This is a genomic window from Clostridium hydrogenum (assembly GCF_021432385.1).
Lineage (GTDB): Bacteria > Bacillota > Clostridia > Clostridiales > Clostridiaceae > Clostridium_S > Clostridium_S hydrogenum.
The window spans coordinates 461,893-480,176 of sequence record NZ_JAEACT010000002.1; the positions used below are offsets into that span (position 1 = coordinate 461,893).

Annotated in this window: 16 protein-coding genes; 7 read left to right on the forward strand and 9 right to left on the reverse strand. The window is 29.6% G+C overall.

The window, feature by feature from the left end; all coding sequences use genetic code 11:
- Positions 1-100: 100 nt before the first annotated feature.
- From CUEA01_RS02165 to CUEA01_RS02175, 3 genes are all read right to left on the reverse strand, one after another.
- Positions 101-1,294, reverse strand: coding sequence for an MFS transporter (locus tag CUEA01_RS02165; RefSeq protein WP_234117489.1), 1,194 nt, complete (start codon positions 1,292-1,294; stop codon positions 101-103).
- An 86-nt stretch (positions 1,295-1,380) separates the two neighbouring features.
- The gene (locus CUEA01_RS02170) at positions 1,381-1,776 is read right to left on the reverse strand and encodes a helix-turn-helix domain-containing protein (RefSeq protein WP_234117490.1); all 396 of its coding nucleotides are present in this window, start codon (positions 1,774-1,776) and stop codon (positions 1,381-1,383) included.
- Between the two features lie 184 nt (positions 1,777-1,960).
- On the reverse strand, positions 1,961-2,308 hold the full coding sequence (locus tag CUEA01_RS02175) for a winged helix-turn-helix transcriptional regulator (RefSeq protein WP_234117491.1): 348 nt from the start codon (positions 2,306-2,308) through the stop codon (positions 1,961-1,963).
- Between the two features lie 128 nt (positions 2,309-2,436).
- Between CUEA01_RS02175 and CUEA01_RS02180 the strand changes: the two genes are divergently transcribed.
- Positions 2,437-2,832 carry a pyridoxamine 5'-phosphate oxidase family protein gene (locus tag CUEA01_RS02180; RefSeq protein ID WP_234117492.1) on the forward strand — a complete coding sequence of 132 codons (396 nt, stop codon included), beginning with the start codon at positions 2,437-2,439 and terminating at the stop codon, positions 2,830-2,832.
- 80 nt (positions 2,833-2,912) lie between these two features.
- Here the strand turns inward: CUEA01_RS02180 and abc-f are convergent, their stop codons facing one another.
- The 6 genes from abc-f to CUEA01_RS02210 all read right to left on the reverse strand — a co-directional run bounded on the left by abc-f (position 2,913) and on the right by CUEA01_RS02210 (position 11,180).
- Positions 2,913-4,841 carry a ribosomal protection-like ABC-F family protein gene (abc-f, locus tag CUEA01_RS02185; protein ID WP_234117493.1) on the reverse strand — a complete coding sequence of 643 codons (1,929 nt, stop codon included), beginning with the start codon at positions 4,839-4,841 and terminating at the stop codon, positions 2,913-2,915.
- Positions 4,842-5,637: 796 nt separating this feature from the next.
- On the reverse strand, positions 5,638-6,438 hold the full coding sequence (locus CUEA01_RS02190) for a carboxymuconolactone decarboxylase family protein (protein ID WP_234117494.1): 801 nt from the start codon (positions 6,436-6,438) through the stop codon (positions 5,638-5,640).
- Complete coding sequence (locus CUEA01_RS02195; RefSeq protein WP_234117495.1) at positions 6,422-6,805, reverse strand: MerR family transcriptional regulator; 384 nt, start codon at positions 6,803-6,805, stop codon at positions 6,422-6,424. The genes CUEA01_RS02190 and CUEA01_RS02195 overlap by 17 nt, the downstream gene beginning before the upstream one ends.
- Positions 6,806-7,065: 260 nt before the next feature.
- Entirely contained in the window at positions 7,066-7,944 is an 879-nt protein-coding gene (locus tag CUEA01_RS02200) for an SPL family radical SAM protein (protein WP_234117496.1), read from the reverse strand.
- Positions 7,941-9,209: a hypothetical protein gene (locus CUEA01_RS02205; RefSeq protein ID WP_234117497.1), complete on the reverse strand. Its 1,269-nt coding sequence runs from the start codon at positions 9,207-9,209 to the stop codon at positions 7,941-7,943. Before CUEA01_RS02205 ends, CUEA01_RS02200 begins: the two co-directional genes overlap by 4 nt.
- A gap of 189 nt (positions 9,210-9,398) precedes the next feature.
- The gene (locus tag CUEA01_RS02210) at positions 9,399-11,180 is read right to left on the reverse strand and encodes an aminopeptidase P family protein (RefSeq protein WP_234117498.1); all 1,782 of its coding nucleotides are present in this window, start codon (positions 11,178-11,180) and stop codon (positions 9,399-9,401) included.
- A 160-nt stretch (positions 11,181-11,340) separates the two neighbouring features.
- On the opposite strand from CUEA01_RS02210, the gene CUEA01_RS02215 reads away from it, so the two are divergent.
- The 6 genes from CUEA01_RS02215 (at position 11,341) to CUEA01_RS02240 (ending at position 18,283) form a co-directional block, all read left to right on the forward strand.
- On the forward strand, positions 11,341-11,703 hold the full coding sequence (locus tag CUEA01_RS02215) for a CD3324 family protein (RefSeq protein ID WP_329603960.1): 363 nt from the start codon (positions 11,341-11,343) through the stop codon (positions 11,701-11,703).
- Positions 11,704-12,131: 428 nt separating this feature from the next.
- On the forward strand, positions 12,132-12,869 hold the full coding sequence (locus CUEA01_RS02220) for an ABC transporter ATP-binding protein (protein ID WP_234122107.1): 738 nt from the start codon (positions 12,132-12,134) through the stop codon (positions 12,867-12,869).
- A 20-nt stretch (positions 12,870-12,889) separates the two neighbouring features.
- Positions 12,890-13,717: an ABC transporter permease gene (locus CUEA01_RS02225; protein WP_234117500.1), complete on the forward strand. Its 828-nt coding sequence runs from the start codon at positions 12,890-12,892 to the stop codon at positions 13,715-13,717.
- 11 nt (positions 13,718-13,728) lie between these two features.
- Entirely contained in the window at positions 13,729-14,505 is a 777-nt protein-coding gene (locus CUEA01_RS02230; RefSeq protein WP_234117501.1) for a hypothetical protein, read from the forward strand.
- A gap of 232 nt (positions 14,506-14,737) precedes the next feature.
- Positions 14,738-14,914: a gallidermin/nisin family lantibiotic gene (locus CUEA01_RS02235; RefSeq protein WP_234117502.1), complete on the forward strand. Its 177-nt coding sequence runs from the start codon at positions 14,738-14,740 to the stop codon at positions 14,912-14,914.
- A gap of 171 nt (positions 14,915-15,085) precedes the next feature.
- Positions 15,086-18,283, forward strand: coding sequence for a lantibiotic dehydratase (locus CUEA01_RS02240; RefSeq protein WP_234117503.1), 3,198 nt, complete (start codon positions 15,086-15,088; stop codon positions 18,281-18,283).
- Position 18,284: the final 1 nt, after the last annotated feature.

Consider the following 18,284-nt stretch of genomic DNA (forward strand, 5'->3'; position numbering starts at 1 on the left):
CACCTCAACTGTATATTTGATTTTCACACTTATTTAAAACATAGCCAATTTAATATATCTTTTTATTCTACAATATAATTTGTTAGTGCAACAACCCCTTTTATCTACGTTTTATACCACAAATATGTATTGTTGCTGCAACTATCTGAAAAGTTATTCCGATACTACATACTCCGATCCACCCAAACAACCCCCAAAAAAATGTTCCTAACCATGAACCTAACGCCCCACCCAAGAAGTAAAATGTCATATATACCGCATTATTACGACTACGAGCTACAGCATCTAAAGTGTTTATACTAGTTTGATTTGAAACTTGTCCAGATTGAATACCTAAATCTAATAGTATTACTCCAACTATAAGTCCCCACATTTTATATCCAAAAATTAAGAAACAAATATATGACAAGAATGAAAATGTAATGGCTATTGTTAAAGTGAATCTAGGGCTTCTTTTGTCTGCAATTCGTCCTACTGCAGAAGCTGCCAAAGCTCCCACAATACCAACTAACCCAAACATTCCAGCAGCTTGGGCTCCCAAATTGTAAACTGGGGATTTAAGTAAGAATGATAATGCTGTCCAAAATATACTGAATGTTCCAAACATCATTGCACCAATTAATGAGGCTTCTATTAAAACTGGTTGATTTTTAAACAATTCCACTAATGATTTAAGTAACTTTTTATAACTCATTGAGGAATCTGGAACAGATTCTGGAAGACATAATTTGAATACGAAAATTAGCAAAATCATCATTACAGCAGCTATACGATAAACTATTTGCCATCCTAAAATCGATCCTATAATTCCGCTAAAGACACGTGATAATAATATCCCAATTAATAGTCCACTCATTACACTTCCTATTACCTTACCCCTTTCTGCTGGCTTTGCTAAATGTGCAGCTAACGGTACAATCAACATTGGAGTAATCGAAGTTAATCCAACTAGTAGGGAACCCAATATGAACCACCATATATTAAAAGAAAGTGATATAGAAAATAAAGCTATCGCAGAACAAAATAACATTATCATTATTAAGCGTCTACGTTCTTTAATATCTCCAAGCGGAACTAAGAAAACCAATCCTATTGCATAACCAATTTGAATGAGCATAGCTGAAATTCCAATTATAGACGATGATACATTGAAGAATCTAGAAATCTGTTCTAGTAAAGGTTGAGAGTAATATAAGTTAGCTGCACTAGCAGCACAAGCAATTGACATTAATACTATTAAAAAATGACTTAATTCAAATTTTTTCGTTATATCTATATCTGCATTTTGGTACATAAATTACAAGCCTCCAATTGTTAATTTTTGAACTTTAACGTAAACGTTAAGTTTGGGGTAAAAAAGTACAGGTTTATACCTGTTACTTATTTTTCAAGTTTACTTTCATTATTTTTAATAATTGCTTCTATCTTACAAATACTTTTTTCGCAATCTATTTTAAACGTATTTAACTCATCTATTTTCTCTTCAGCCCTTGCAATATGAGCTTTTAGAATTTGTATTACCTGACGTTTTCCATCTAAAAGTCTCCCATCTGTAAAATACAAATCTATAACTTGACTAATCTCATCCAAAGTAAGTCCTAAATCTTTTAGTAGCTGAATCTTTTTTAAACGCTTAATATCTCCATTTTCAAACACTCGAAGTTGCCCTGTAGGCCTATTATTTCTATCTCCTAATAATCCAATTTCTTCATAGTATCTGATTGTTCTTGTTGTTAAATTTGTAAGTTTAGCAATTTCACCTATTTTATAACTCATATGATTTACACCTCTATTTAACGTTAACGTCAACTGTATGTTATCATCTATTTTTGAGTTTGTCAACTATTTTAATTTAATTATTCCTAAATGCGTATCATTATATCCATGGGCTTTATTATCTTAACTCTTGTTGAAACAAAATAAGAAGGAGAACTTCATCCTTCATTATTAAAATACATTATTATAAATCCAATTTTCTCTGCATCAATTCTGTTCCCCATTTTGCCAATTCATCAAGAACTGGCAAAAGCTTTTTCCCAATTTCTGATAATGAATAATCAACATGTGGTGGTATTTCATTGTACTGCACTCTATTAATAATTCCATCACTTTCAAGCTCTTTAAGTGAGCTTGTTAACATCATATTTGTTATTCCTTCTATGCTTTTTTTTAATTCGTTAAACCTAAGTGTACCATTTTGAGAAAGTACCCAAAGTATAGGCATCTTCCATTTTCCTTCCATAGCCTTTAAAGAATAAGCAACAGGGCAAAAAACATCTTCCTTCGAAAAAATTATCAAATCTTTCATAAATTAACTCTCCAATACTCATAAAAAACTTACTAAGTAATAAAAAACTGCATACTTGTTATTTTGTTATTTCCACTTATAATTATACTATAGTCAATTAAAAATTCAATTATTTACGGAGGTTCGCTATGAATGAAGTATTAAATTTTCTTAATGAGTGTGGGGTATTCTTTGTTTCCACAATTGATGAAAATCAGCCAAGGGTACGTCCATTTAGCTTTGTAATGGACTATAATGGAAAGCTTTGTTTTGGTACAAGCAATAAAAAACCAGTTTATGCACAGCTAACTGCAAATCCAAATATTGAAATTTGTGCAACAACTAAAGATTTTAGATGGATACGCCTAAGCGGAAAAGCTGTGTTCTGTACTACAAAAGATGCTAAATCTAAAGCATTAGATACAATGCCTATGCTTAAAAATATGTACTCTGTCGATGATAATATCTTTGAAATTTTCTATCTTGAGAATGCCGTAGCAACAATTTGCTCTATGAATGGTGATAACAAGACTATTAATCTTTAGTTCCTAATTAAAATAAGCCAACCAAGATGTTAGAATACTCTTAGTTGGCTATATTTTAGATAAGTGCAACAATCAAACTTTTAACTATTTAAACTAAGCCATAACTCCATAGCTAAATCTAGTTCTTTATTCAATTCACATTTCCTATTATACAACTCATTTAGCTTTTCATAGCTTAACCCATCTTCTGTCATAGCTGAATCCAGCTCTTTTATCTCATTTTCAAGATTCTCAATACTCTTTATAGCCTTAGCTGTTTTTAACTCATTATTTTGAATTTTATCAGTATTTTTCTGCTCTTTGATTTTTTTCTGCTTTACCGCAGGTTTTTTAGCAGGCTGGAGCTTTAAATCTTCCTTTATTTTTTTATAATAATCATAGTTACCATCATAACTTTTAAACTTCCTATCCTCGAGAGCAATAATCCTTTCACCAATTTTGTTTATAAAATATCTGTCATGTGAGATAAAAAATATAGTGCCATCAAACTCTTTTAAAGCTTCTTCAAAGGTTTCAATAGATTCTATATCAAGGTGATTAGTAGGTTCATCTAATATCAATAAATTAACATTTTCATATAGTAATTTACTAAGCTTAAGCCTAATTTTTTCTCCTCCTGATAACTGCCTAACCTTTTTAAATACACTTCCTCCGTAAAACATAAACTTTGACAGGTATTCCCTTGCTTTTCCCTCAACTATAGAAATATCCTCTCTAAAACATTCAATAACCGTAAGTTCCTCATTTTTAAAGGTAATTTTTTGTGGTAAATACGCTGCAATTACACTGGCTCCAAGTTCTACTAGACCAGCATCTGGTTTTTCTTCTCCTAAAAGAAGTTTTAAAAACGTGGTCTTCCCACTGCCGTTTGGACCAATTAATGCAACTCTTTCTCCAAATTTCACTAGCAAATCTGAGTCTTTAAAAATAACCTTATCTTCAAAACGTTTGGAAAGCCCTATTACCTTAATTGTATCATTACCTGATCTTTGTGCTGCTTTTAAATCTAGTTTCATATTGCTTTTTTCAAAAGTAGGCTTCGTTATTTTCTCCATCTTATCAAGCTTTATCTGTATACTTGCGGCCCTTTTGAAAAATTTGCTATTGTCAGCTCTCATTGCCCAATCTCGAAGATTCTTTATAGTATTTTTCATGGTATTAATTTTCTTTTGCTGCTCCATGAAGTTCTCATATTGTATTCTTAAATTTTCTTCTTTTTGATAAATATATGCAGAGTAGTTTCCTTTGTAACTTATGCACTTCTTATCTTCTATCTCAATAATTTTTGACACTACATTATCTAAAAAATATCTATCATGGGATACAACAATAACAATTCCTTTATAGCTTTTAAGATACCCTTCAAGCCATTCAATGGAATCCATATCCAAATGATTTGTAGGCTCATCAAGTAAAAGTATATCCGGATCATCAATTAGCAGCCTACCTAGAAGAACTGTAGTTTTTTCCCCACCACTTAATAAACTAAAATCTTTATTTAAAAAATCAGAAGAAAGTTTTAGTCCTGTGCAGATCTTACTCAATTTTTCTTCTGCCTCGTATCCACCCTTAGCCTCATATATTTGAACTAAGTCACTGTACTGTTTCAACGCCTTTTCTAAAGCACCCTCTTCTAAAAGCTTCATTTTTTCTTCTAATTTATGCATTTCATTTTCTATATAGTAAATGTCCTCAAAAGCTAATTTTAAAATATCAATAACCTTTAGGCCATCTTTATACTCTGGTATTTGCTCAAGGTAAGCACAAGTAGCCTCTTTAGGTTTCACAATCCACCCTTCGTCGTAACCTGGACTTGAAGCCTCTGGGTATCCTGGCCAATAATTAAAAGGTAATACTCCAGCTATTAATTTAAGAATTGTACTCTTTCCGCTTCCATTGGCACCTACTATACCAACCTTTTCTCCTGAATAAACCTCAAAGCTTATATTTTTTAGAATAAGGCTGCCTTCCATATATTTTTTTATACTATTTACTGTTAATTCAAACATAAAAACTCCTTCTTTCTTTACACTTTATGAACAAGCAAGAAGGCCCATTTTATATAGTTTTATTCAAGACCTAATTCGTGAAAATAGTGAAAATCATGTATTTTTACATCTCAATACGAATTATCATCTCAAAACCTATATAAATAAAGGCTATGTTTTAAAAGAATGTTGATATGAGCTTATAACATTAATGGACACTAAGAATTGCTCGTTTATAATTTGCTACCCATTTATATGCATCGTCCTGATGCATAAATGGCTTTGACCGTCCTAGTCAAAATTACGCAAATTATAAACGAGCAATCCTAAGAGTCCGTAAAAGCCAACACATCACATCAACATTCTTTTAAAAATAGCTAAACTTACTAAACGAAGCTATATTTTAAATAAGTGTGAAAATCAACACTTATTTAAAACATAGCCTAAATAAAAAAAACTGTAAGAAGACAAGTTCTTCTTACAGCCTGAAAAATACTATATACAGTGAAACTAATCCAACTATAATTGGTATTTTAGTACATATTTCACTCTATAGCTATTATAATTTGCTAAACTGAATGTACGCAAATATAATTTTCCGAAAGCAAGCTACCTTCTAAATGCTTTATCTCATAAAGAGTATACTAAAATAAACCTATATAAAATTAGGCTTTTAACACTCAATATGAAAATCCATATTAATTTTAAATTAATTAATATTAACAATTAGTTGGTATCATACCTACTTCCCCTTTCAATCTTTATTATAATTTAAGAATAACATTATTCCCTCTACTAGCGCAACCTCCTATTTAATTTATAAACAAACTCGAGATGCTAGTACTTCCTTAAGCACATTAGTTCCATTGATTGCACATGGGAATCCAGCATAAATAGTTATTAGAAGCATTATTTCTTTAACTTCATCAGCTGTTAAACCAACATTAAGTCCTGCATTAATATGGAACCTTAGTTGTGGCTCTGCATTTCCTAATGCAGCTAAAGCTGAAATTGTAGCAATTTCTCTATATCTTTTATTTAGATTATTTCTTGCATAAATATCTGCCTGCCCATTCACTATAAACTTAACCAAGTCTGGCGAGAACTCATCATAGGCACTTTTTAAGTTTTCTAACTGATTACTATCTAATTCTGCAAGCTCACGCACACCAACCTCATATCTTTCATTCGGCAGCACTTCTCTTGTAGAATCTTCTCCAGCTATATCTTTTATTCCCATGTCTTCACGTTCTTTAATTACTTCTTTCAAGGCATTCATAGCATTTATAGCTGTTGGGAATCCTGAATAAGCTGTCATTTGAAGTATTATTTCTTTTACATCATTAATTGTACATCCAACATTCAAAGCACCATTAATATGAACTTTTAATTGTGGCTCCGCATTTCCTAATGCTGTTAAAGCAGCAACAACACCTATTTCCTTTGATTTTAAGTCTAGCACATCTCTAGAATATATATCTCCAAAAGAATATTCAATCATATACTTAACAAGCTCTGGTGATATATCATTCAAACTGCTCCCAACTTTTTTGCCTGCTTCACCATCAATTTCAAGCATTTTTTTATATCCTCTTTCTAATCTACTTTCCTTTTCCATTTAACTTTTCCTCCATTTCACTATAAATTTCAACTTTTCTTTCAACATAATTCTTAGCTTCTATCAATCTCTCTATTTCATTTTCTATAGATTTTAAATGTTCCTCCATTATCTTTTTTCTTTCAGATACAGTTGAATCTCCAATGTGTCGTAACCTAGCATATTCCTTCATCATATTTATATTCATTCCAGTTGTCCTAAGTCTATTTATTACTTGAAGCCATTTTAAATCCTCTTCCGTATATACTCTTTTTCCTGAAGCATTTCTTTTTATATCTTTAATTAAACCTATACTTTCATAATATCTAAGTGTATGAGGCTTTAATTTTACTATCTTTGAAACTTCACTTATTTCCAATTCAATCATTAAATAATCCCCCTAAAAGGCTAGCCATTATTTGCAAATTTGCTTTTATGGATGAACCAGTGTTAACTAAAAAATTTAAATTGCCCTGTCAAACAATTTTAAAACTTTTAGTAGCTTAATACCTAATTACCCAACAAGGTCATCTTATCACTTAAAGTGCACTTTAAGTCAATAGTAAATATATAAAAACCCTTAAAAATTATATAAACCATAATACTAATAAAATAGCATTATGGTTTATATTGAATATTCTAAAATATTTACTTATCAAACAAACTTAACTGATACGAACTTATTTTATTTTCATATGTAGGCATCTTAAGCGAAATACCATATCTATCACAAGCTTCACTTAAAATGCTGTAAAGCTTCCTCGAATTATTAGCATCACAGCTGTATCTTTCACCGTATTTCTTTTCATATTTTTCACGAGTGCCTGGAAATAAGCTATCTAATTTATTATAGTAATACGCTCGCTGCCTATCCCTAAGCGACATTCCAATCCAAGGGACAATATGCTTAACCCCATAATAGCTTGCTTTATTAACTATATCGATTATATTTTCCTTGCTGTCTTCTATAAATGGCAAAATTGGCATCATAGTTATACTTGTGCAAATTCCAATGGTTGAAAGCACCCCTAATGCCTTAAATCTATCTGTTGAAACTGGTGCATAAGGTTCAACTTTTTTTGATAACTCATCGTCTGTTGTTGTTATGGTCATTGCTACAGAGGCATAAATTTTATTTATCTCTTCAAGAATTTCTATATCTCGTAAAATTAAATTACTTTTAGTAACTATGTGTACTGGGTAATTTAAATCTGCAATTACTTCAAGGCATTTTTGCGTTAAATTATATTTCTTTTCTGCCATAGTATAAGGATCACCCATGGCTCCCGTCCCAACTAAACCTTTTTTTCTTTTAGCTTTAAGCTGCTTTCTTAAAATATCTGGTGCATTAGTTTTAACAATTAAATCATTAAAATCTTCAATTCTATAGCATTCACTTCTTGAATCACAATATATACATTGATGCTGACAGCCTCTATATATATTAAACAAATAATTAACACCAAACCAACTTGATGGCTTTTTACAAGTTGATAGCATTGATTTTGCTTCTAGCTCTTTTATCATATAGAGGTATTTCCTTTCACCGAAATATTCACAAATGGCTGCTTAAGTCTTATAATATAGTCTCTGTTATTGTTTGCCACCTTACCTTTTAGTTCACCAATCCCCTGAATAGATATACCATCCTCGATTATTTTTGGCATATTTTGAACAAAAAACTCAACACTTGTAGCATTAAACGGATTCTCCTCATACGTTGTAACAACTTTGTTTTCTATAAAGTACTTATTATTTAAACCAACAAAATGCTTGTGAAGTAATTTGCCATCTAAACTAGTAATATTCATTGGATCAAAACAGCTTATATCAAATTGTCCTTCTAAAACTATATGAAATCCACCATTGATATAAAACGCCTTTAAATCCTTTTCCCTCAAATCATTGTAATTTGTAATAATACAATTTACATATGCATTTATCTCTGGTTTAACTTCCTTAGGAGTCCATTTCACATGCTTTTTTAGATAATCATACAAATACAATCCTGACCTAGTATAATCTGCCTGCCAATTTTCACAAATATCATCCAATATGAAAGCTATAAATACTCCTGAAAGGTAACAAGAATCTCTAAACTTTGCTATTTCATTATTTTCAATAAGCTCCTTACCATATTTTGCAATTAGATATTTACAAGGTAGCTTAGTTTCATTTTGCAGTGCTTTATATTCAACATAAGTTGCAGTACCTTCTATAGATTCAATTCCATATTCATACTTTATATTCTTACCTGTAATGGTCTCCCTATGTTCTCTTATATTAATAAACTCATTTATATATTCTAGTTTCTTATTTTCATCTTCTTCAAATGCCGCTTTAAGCAAGTACTCTCTTTCTTTTATTCTTAAAGCTAAAGACTCATTATTAAAATTATACATAAACTTTATGGCTTCATTTGCAAATCTCTTATCATCCATTTCCATTTGATACCCATGAAACATTTCATGAACCATTCCAGCATACAACTCATCTATATCTATCATTTCATTTAAAGTATCAAGATCCCATATGCCCACATACTGACCATTTAACTTAATAACAGTGTTTGCATTAAAATCCTTTGTGCGTTTTCCAATAGCAATACCATCTTCAATATAATAATCCTTAGGCAATTCATCAAAATTAGTCAAATACACTTCAAATTTATTATATATGGCTATTGGCAAACTATTAAAACCTTCCCAATAGTAATTAAAGTTATTATTGCTAAGCTTATTCTTAAGTTTTAATATGATTTCTTTCTTATCGCTTTTATTCACTATATTCATATCTATCATACTTCCTTAACGCGGTATTTAAAAATATACCATCTAAATATAAAAATCATAAATATCAAACAAATGTACTCTGATAAATTACAATTTAATGCAGTTGATAGTTGATAGTGGATAAATTGTAATTTATCAGTATAAACTTGATATTTGCAGTTTCAATGTTTTAGGTAGTATATCTAAACTTTATATTTCTTTAGTTTGCTCCTTTAGCCATGTCTTTTCATCTTCAGTCAAATGAGGTGCAAGTTTCTCATAAACCATTTTATGATAATTATTTAACCACTGTTTTTCATCTTCAGTTAACATTTCTACAACAATACCTTCTAAGTCTATAGGACAAAATGTTAATGTTTCAAACTCCATAAATTGACCAAATTCTGTTTTTTCCGCTTTTGTAACAATGAGCATATTTTCAGTTCTAATTCCGTGTTTTCCTTCTTTATAAATTCCAGGCTCATCTGTTACAATCATACCTTCTTCCAAAGTTACATCATTACGATGGCTGCAACTTATTCTTTGAGGTCCTTCATGAACATTTAAGAAAAATCCAACACCATGACCTGTTCCACATTTATAATCTAAACCATATTTCCAAATAGGTTGTCTTGCTAGCACATCTATACTATAACCTGATATCCCATAAAGAAATTTTGCTGAATCTAGTGCTATGTTACTTTTTAAAACTAAAGTAAAATCTCTTTTTTCTTCTTCAGTAAGTTTTCCCAAGACTATAGTTCTAGTGATATCTGTTGTTCCATTATAATATTGTCCACCAGAATCTACAAGTAAAAAGCCTTCATTTTTTAAGGTATACTGAGTTTTTTCAGTTGCACTATAATGCATCATTGCTGCATGTTCCTTATATCCTGCAATTGTACCAAAACTAAGTCCTACACAAAGTTTCCCTTGTCTTCTTAGTTCTTCTAATTTATCTGATGCTGAAATTTCTGTTATATCTTCTTTTCCAACAGAAGTTTTTAACCATTTTAAGAATTTAACCATTGCTACACCATCAGTAATTTGACAGTTCCTTAAATTTTCTATTTCAACTTTATTTTTTATCCCTTTAAGAATAGTAGTTATATTAGGTTCTTCTACTTTTTTTACCTCTGCACCAATAGCATTATATAAAGCTGCATTAGTAGTATTAGCATCAAGTAAAATAACTTTATCCTTTGAAATTTCACTTAATGCTTCTTTAACTTCACCGTATTCTCTAACTTCTACACTTTCAGCATTTAACTCAGCTTTAATTTCTGGTGTAACCTTATTTAAATCAATAAATAACTCCGTCTTAGCTTCTGTAACAATAACATTTGCTACTACAACTGGATTGTTTGCAACATCATTTCCTCTTATATTTAAAAGCCATGCAATATCATCTAATGAACTTAATAAATAGTAGTTTGCACCCTTAGCCTTCATTTCTTCTCTAACTTCATTTAATTTTTCTGTTCTAGATTTTCCAGCATATTTTACTTCATGAACAAAAATTGAAGCTGAAGGTATGCTAGGTCTGTCTTCCCAAAGCTCACCAATTAAATCGTGTTCTATATTTAAGCTTAGTTTTTTATTGCTAAACTCTTTTTTCATATTTTTAACCGCTTCTGCTGAGAAAACACTTCCATCAAAACCAACAATGCTTTCTTCCTTTAAAATTTCAGTTATCCATGCAGTATACGTAGGGACCTCTGGTTCCCCCATTTTAAACAACTTAATTCCAGAACCCTCAAGCTGTTTTGCTGCCTGTATAAAATATCTACCATCTGTCCAAAGCCCAGCATCTTCTAAAGTAATAACCGCTGTACCGGCTGACCCTGTAAAACCTGATATCCATTGTCTACATTTATAGTGATCTGCCACATACTCACTTAAATGAGCATCAGAACTTGGAACTATATATGCATCTATTTTATTTTTTCTCATTAAAGTTCTTAATTTTTCAACTCTTTCTTTTATAGTCATGTAAAACGCCTCCATTCTACCTTCCATTATACATCTTTTGTCATAATATTTCGCTATTTATGCTATAATTAAATAAGTATTTTATAAAATATTACTTGGGAGGTATTTATTATGAAAATGAAGCTAAAAACACTCTGTGCAAAGTCTGTAGATATGACTTATGGCGACATTTGCACAGAGTAAAAATTCGTCGCCGCATATATGTACAGGCTTTGTTTCCTTAATTAGAAATATTCTTAAGGAGCTGAGTCTTGTGAGATATGTAAAAGCCGAAACTATTTTACCAGCCGAACTGGTTAAAGAAATTCAAAAATATATTCAAGGTGGGTACGTATATATTCCATCTGAACCACAAAAACGAAAAAAGTGGGGAGAAAATTCCGGAAACAGAGCATATATTTTAAACAGAAATAAAACTATACGTAATAAATATAAAGATGGCAATAGCATTGAAAACCTAGCCAGTGAATTTTTTCTTTCCGTTGAAAGTATTAAGAAAATTGTATACGTTAGATGCAAGTAATATAAATAGTTTATCAAACCATTAAACCAGAGTAGAGATGACTGTTAAGGATGATTTACCTTTCCTTACATCAGGTAAATCTTAAACTTATATGTTGTCAGCTTTGCTGAACAACATTGATAATATAGCGATTGCGTAAGCAATCAAAAAATAAGTTATAAGATTTTCTGTAGCAAGGCGGAAGAAAATCATCATTCACTGTACTCTGTCAGTTGTACTCTGGATAATGATTCGCATTTTTTAATATTTGTTTATAAAATAATTTTTGTGCGACAGCCCCTTTTCTGGAGCTTTGCAAAATGTATAGGATTCAATGTAATTTTATGTATTCTATGGTATAATAATTAATATAACCAATTATATTCATTAATTGTTAATTAATATTTTAAAACTCTATTCTATTTAAAAAGGAAGAAGGTATAAGTATGATAAGTGAAATTTTATCAGTAAAAAATTTAACTAAACGCTTAGGTAAAAGAACAGTTATAGATAATATAACCTTCCATGTAAACGTTGGCGATATTTGTGGCTTCATAGGACCCAATGGTGCTGGAAAAACCACTACGTTGCGTCTTCTAACTGGACTTATTTCTCCAACCTCAGGAAGCATTATATTAAATGATGCTGATGTAACAAAAGATAGGGAAACAGCTTTAAAACATTTGGGGGCAATAGTTGAAAATCCAATATTTTTTGAATATTTAACTGGGGAAAAAGCACTTTTCAATTTAGCAATGTTAAATAATGAAATGGATAATGCTCAAAGAAAGGAAAGAGTTAAAGAAGTAATCAAAATTGTAGGACTTTCTGGAAGAGAAAAAGATAAAATAAATACGTACTCATTAGGAATGAAGCAGAGACTTGGTATAGCACAAGCTTTACTTAATAATCCCAAAATAATATTTTTAGACGAGCCTCTTAACGGATTGGATCCACTAGGAATAATTGAATTAAGAAATTTAATTCTAAAGCTTAACAAAGAAAAAAATATAACCTTTTTTATTTCAAGTCACTTTTTAGGCGAGTTAGAAAAGGTTTGCAATAATCTAGTAATAATAAAAGAAGGAAAATTAGTTTGGAGTGGTGCAACCAAGGAGCTGCTTAGTAAACTCGATGATACGGGCAGTTTAGAGGATGTTTTTGTGCAGTTAATGACTGCTAATTAAAAAGCATGGAGGTTTTTAACATGATTAATTTATTCAAAAGCGAATGGCAAAGATTATATATAAAGAAAACTACATGGATTTGTTTTATATCAATTCCCATTATACTAATAGCTCTTGTAAAGCATTACTTAAAAGTTAATTCTGTTTTAAATGCCAGTAGCCCGGAATTTATGGAAAGTTATAAATTTCCTATAGTGGCTCTTCAAAATTATTCTATGTTATTATTTGATTTACTGTTCATTATGCTAATTGTATTATGCGTAACGGACGAGTTTAGAAATGGCTCTATACGAATGGTACTTCTTAGGCCTATAAAAAAATTGCACTTATTCTACGCTAAATTTTTGGTATTACTTGCAACTTTATTTTTACTTTTAACAACTTACTTTTTACTAGCATATTTAATTGGATTTATTGCATTTCCAAGAACGTCAAATATATCACTTAATTATTTTAAGCATAGTTTACCTCAAAATCAAGTAATTATATATGCAATAAAAACTTATTTGATAGAATTGTTCACGTTAACATCTATGTGCTCCCTAATATTTTTTATAAGTACTATTAGTAAAACAATAACTATAGCTTTTGGAGCCAACCTAGGAATAATTGTAGTTGGCCTCATATTTTCACCAATTATGGTTATATTTACACACAAGCATAATGCAAATTTAATTAAGTTACAATGGCTTATTTCAATTCCTAAGATACAAACGGATGGGATACAACTTATGCTTGCTCAAACTTCACATTTACTTTTATATGGTTTAGGTGTTTTATTTATTTATGCTATTTTATTTACAGCTTTAAACTATTTAATTTACAGCAAAAGTGATATTTTAATTTAGGAGGTATTGATATGAAAAATTTAATTGGAAGTGAATTATATAGAATGCTTCATAGTACAAAGACTATAGCTTTATTTATTATTACTATGTTAATTTTTGCAGCTGATAGTATGTTTATTCAGACTTATCATTTTGGATTCTATGATCCCAAACATAGCATTGCATTAAATGCCTTAAATTTTTCGCCCTTTATACTAAGAGATACCGATTATTTTATGTTTATTATTTCTTGTCCTATAATGTTTTGTGATAGCTTAAATTATGAAAATACTTGTGGCGCTTATAGGTTAGTTATGATGCGTGGATATCATAAATCCAAGTATATATTAAGTAAAATTATAAGTTGTGCCATATTATTCTTTATATTAACAATTTTTATGTTTTTCTTAGGGGCTGCATTAGGTTTTGCATATGAATCGCCTATAAAAACCACTACTTTTTTTAGTGGCCAACATTTCAATAGTTTGCAGGCTTTAATTTATGATTTTAAATTTTACCTAATAAATTATTTGCTTATTTTAATGCTGCTTGGTATATGTTCACTTATTAGTGTTCTATCACCTCAAGTCATTATATCCTATATTATAGTTTGTTTAATCTGGGTTATGCTATCACCACTTTCTAATTTATTTCTATCATCTTTTAATTTAGATATATTTGATACTAAGACAGCTTTTGATGTGTTGGACGGCAAAAATGCCGCATTTTGGATAATTGCTTTATTCATGACGATAGGACTTTTTGCTTTATCATCTTCAATATTTAAAAAGAAAGATTATCTTTACTAGATATTGTGCAAATGTCACCAATAAATTTTTTACAAAATATTATTTTTTTGTAAAATACATTGTTTTTTTGTGTATATGTTATATAATGTATATATTAAAGCTTTAATTTTATATTTTTAATTTGGACAAGCATGCTTATATTTATTTTTGTTAACGTTAACATATATTTGTATTTATAAAGTGCACATCACATGTGTTACTAAAATGCTTATTATAAAAAGGAGGCGTTATTATGTCAAAACTAGATGATTTTGATTTAGATGTAAAGGTAAACAAAAATAAAAATGGGATTAAACCTAACATAGCTACCAGCGCTTTTGCTTGCACACCAGGAAGCTGTTGGGGTTGTCCAGAAACTTCAACCTTTGCATCAGCTTGTTGCAATGTTTCAGACAATTGTGGTGACTAAGAGCAATATTAAAGCTCCAAAAAACATAGCTTTCTTAAAGCCTTATGGCTGAAGAAGTCACTTTAACTGCAAAATGTACTTGCTAGTAATAGTGAGTACATTTCCAATTAGATACATCTCAATGTATCTAATGTATTATTTTTAGTTATCGAATAAAAGGAGCGGTTTTTTATGAATACAGATGATAGAATAATAACAAAAAAATTATATAAACCATTAGATTTTTTTATGCTAAGGACACCTTTACTACCCATAAACTTATACAATAATATTTTTGACGGTAATTTAAATGAGAAAAATATTATAAATGAACTCATAAAACTTTCAAAAAACCCAATTATTAGAGAAAGTATTGCTGTGGCAAGCTTAGATTTATTATCCTCCTTAGATAAACTAGAAGTATGTACCGATAAAAAAATAAAGGATCAAATAATTAGTTCCATACTAAAGTATTTTATAAGAATGACTACGAGAACAACTCCATTTGGGGAGTTTTCTGGAGTAACTTTAGGAAAATTTGCTGACAAAACTGAAGTAAGTTTAAAAGACATATATAAGTATACTAAAAGAGCACGTCCGGATATGGAGTGGATATATAAATTAATAAATAGTTTAGAAAAAAACAAAAATATATTAAATAGCTTAACCATTTATTGGAACCCTATAGCCTCATTTGTCGGCTCTAGAGTCGAAATACCATATTTAAGTGTTTACACTCAAGAATGTAACGATACTATCAACGAAGGTGACACAGCATCCATAAGAGCTTCAATTGTTGTAAAATACATAGCTAAAAATACACTACATGAAATTAAGTATATAGATCTAGTATCCTTACTAAAAAAAGAATACGATGGAATTAGTGAAGAAAAAATAACCAACTTATTAAAACAATTATTCGAGAAAGAAATTCTCATAACAAATCTTAGGCCACCGCTTGATATAGTCTCTCCCTATGAGTATATAATGGACAAAATTAAAAATATAAAATTTGCAGAAAAAGAATTTTGCAGATTAAGAAAAATAGATGAAATGATAAAGGAATATAATATATTACCTATAGGCAAAGGTGAACTGAAATATATAGCTATAATTAACGAAATGAAAGCTGTTGCAAAAAGCAAAAACTATTTACAAGTAGACTTAAGTCTAAACACACAAAACATATTATTAAATAAAAAAATAGCAAATGAATTATCAAAAGCTTCAGAAATTATATGTAAAATATCTTCTAGTAGTAAAGAATCTCAAAATATACTAGAGTATAAAAACGATTTTATATCAAGATATGGAGAAGAAAGAGAAATACCTTTATTAGAATTATTGAATATTGATAGGGGAATTGGATTTCCAGCAGGATATACCATGCCAACTAATACCAAATCACTGCATGAAAAAGAAGACAGCAATAACTATAAAAAAATCAAACAGAAATTATTATATAAAATTATTAAAGCAATAAATACTAAGCAAACTTCTGTGTCAATAGCTTATGAAGATGTAGATAGTATTGAAATTAAAGAATCTATATTTAAAAATATGCCTATATCCTTTGAAGTTTACGCACTAATAAAAAGTAAATCTAAAGATGATATTGATAACGGAAATTATGAACTTTTTATAGCTCCCTGCATTGGATCTGATTCAGCCGGAAAAACTTTTGGAAGATTTACAGATATTTTAGATAATCAGATTTATAAAAAGTTTGATAACATAAATAGTATCGAAAAAGAACAGATGTCGTCAAATAAAATTTTTGCTCAACTAATCTTTGCTCCCAATACCGGGTCAGTTGGAAACATTTGTTTATCACCTAATACAAGAGATTATGAAATAGTAATATCCACCTCCCATTCTGTTAATGAAAACAGCTTAATATCCATTAATGATTTAGTTGTAGGAATTAACAATAATAAATTATATCTAAAATCACGCTTATTAAATCAAGAAATAATAGTTACTACCAATAATATGTTTAATAGAAAAATGATGCCTAATATATGCAGGTTTTTATTAGATATTTCTGACGATAAAAAAACACCTTGGTTTCCATCAGATTTACTGTTTAACTTTACAGAAAAATTTCCATATGTTCCTGAAATCAAGCTTGATAAAATAGTTATTTCACCTCAAAGCTGGCAATTAAATGAATCAATATTAGGTGTAAAATTAAAAAATATTAAAGAAGAAGACTTTTTAACTGCCTTACCACTATGGAGAAAAGAATGGAATGTGCCTAAACTTGTTTATCAGGTAGAAGCTGATAATAGGCTTATGCTTAATTTAGAAAATAAAATTCATATAAAAGAATTATTAAATATATTAAAGAAAAAGAAAAACATTATATTAAAAGCTGTTGAATGTAATTTTAATGACTGTTTTGTTTATAGCAAAAGCGGAAAATATGTTTCTGAAATAGTAGTGCCTATAGTAAAGAATAATATAAAAACAAATAATAAAGAATTTAATTTTAGGGGCAAAGCTTCAAATCTATCGGCACTAGATAATAGAAGGATATTTTTCCCAGGTTCTGAGTGGCTATTTTTAAAATTATACGGTAACTATTCTCGTGAAGATGAGCTAATAGGTTTTGAATTTAATGAATTTACAAAAAAACTTATGGAAGAAAATTTAATTGATGAATTTTTCTTTATGAGATATAGGGATACTGATAATCACATTAGACTAAGATTTAAGGGGAAGCCAGAAATATTATATACTAAGGTTTTAAAAAGATTAAACAGATGGTTTGATACCTTAAAAGAAAATGGTTTGTTATCCAAAGTTGAAATATCCACATATGAAAGAGAAATAGAGCGATATGGAGGTCTTAAATTAATAAATTATGCTGAAAAAGTTTTCTTTTATGATAGTAAAGCTGTTTCAACTATATTATATTTAAAAGGAATACATAAATTAACTATGGATCTTGAAGAAATAGCAATTTGTAGCATTATAAGTTATTTAGAAGACTTCAATATTTCCTATATGAATCAAATAGAACTTTTAAATCTTATAACTACTCAATCAAAATACAGGGAAGGTTTTAGAAAAAATAGGGACAAATATATGTTTATAGGGAATTCAAATAACAATTTTCAGAACTTAAGGACGACAAATGAAGGCAATATTCTTTATAATATATTACAACAAAGATCTTCAACGATTAAAGAATACGCCTTAAAAATTGAGGAAGCAGCTAAAAGCGATGATTTGACTACTGCCACTTTTGGAATCTATCTTAGCATTTTACACCTTCACTGCAATAGGCTATTCGGAACAGATAGAGAAAAAGAAAAAGAAGTTCTTTCATATGCAAGGCATACACTATACGCTCTAAAGTATTTAAAAACTAAAAAGGATAAATAAA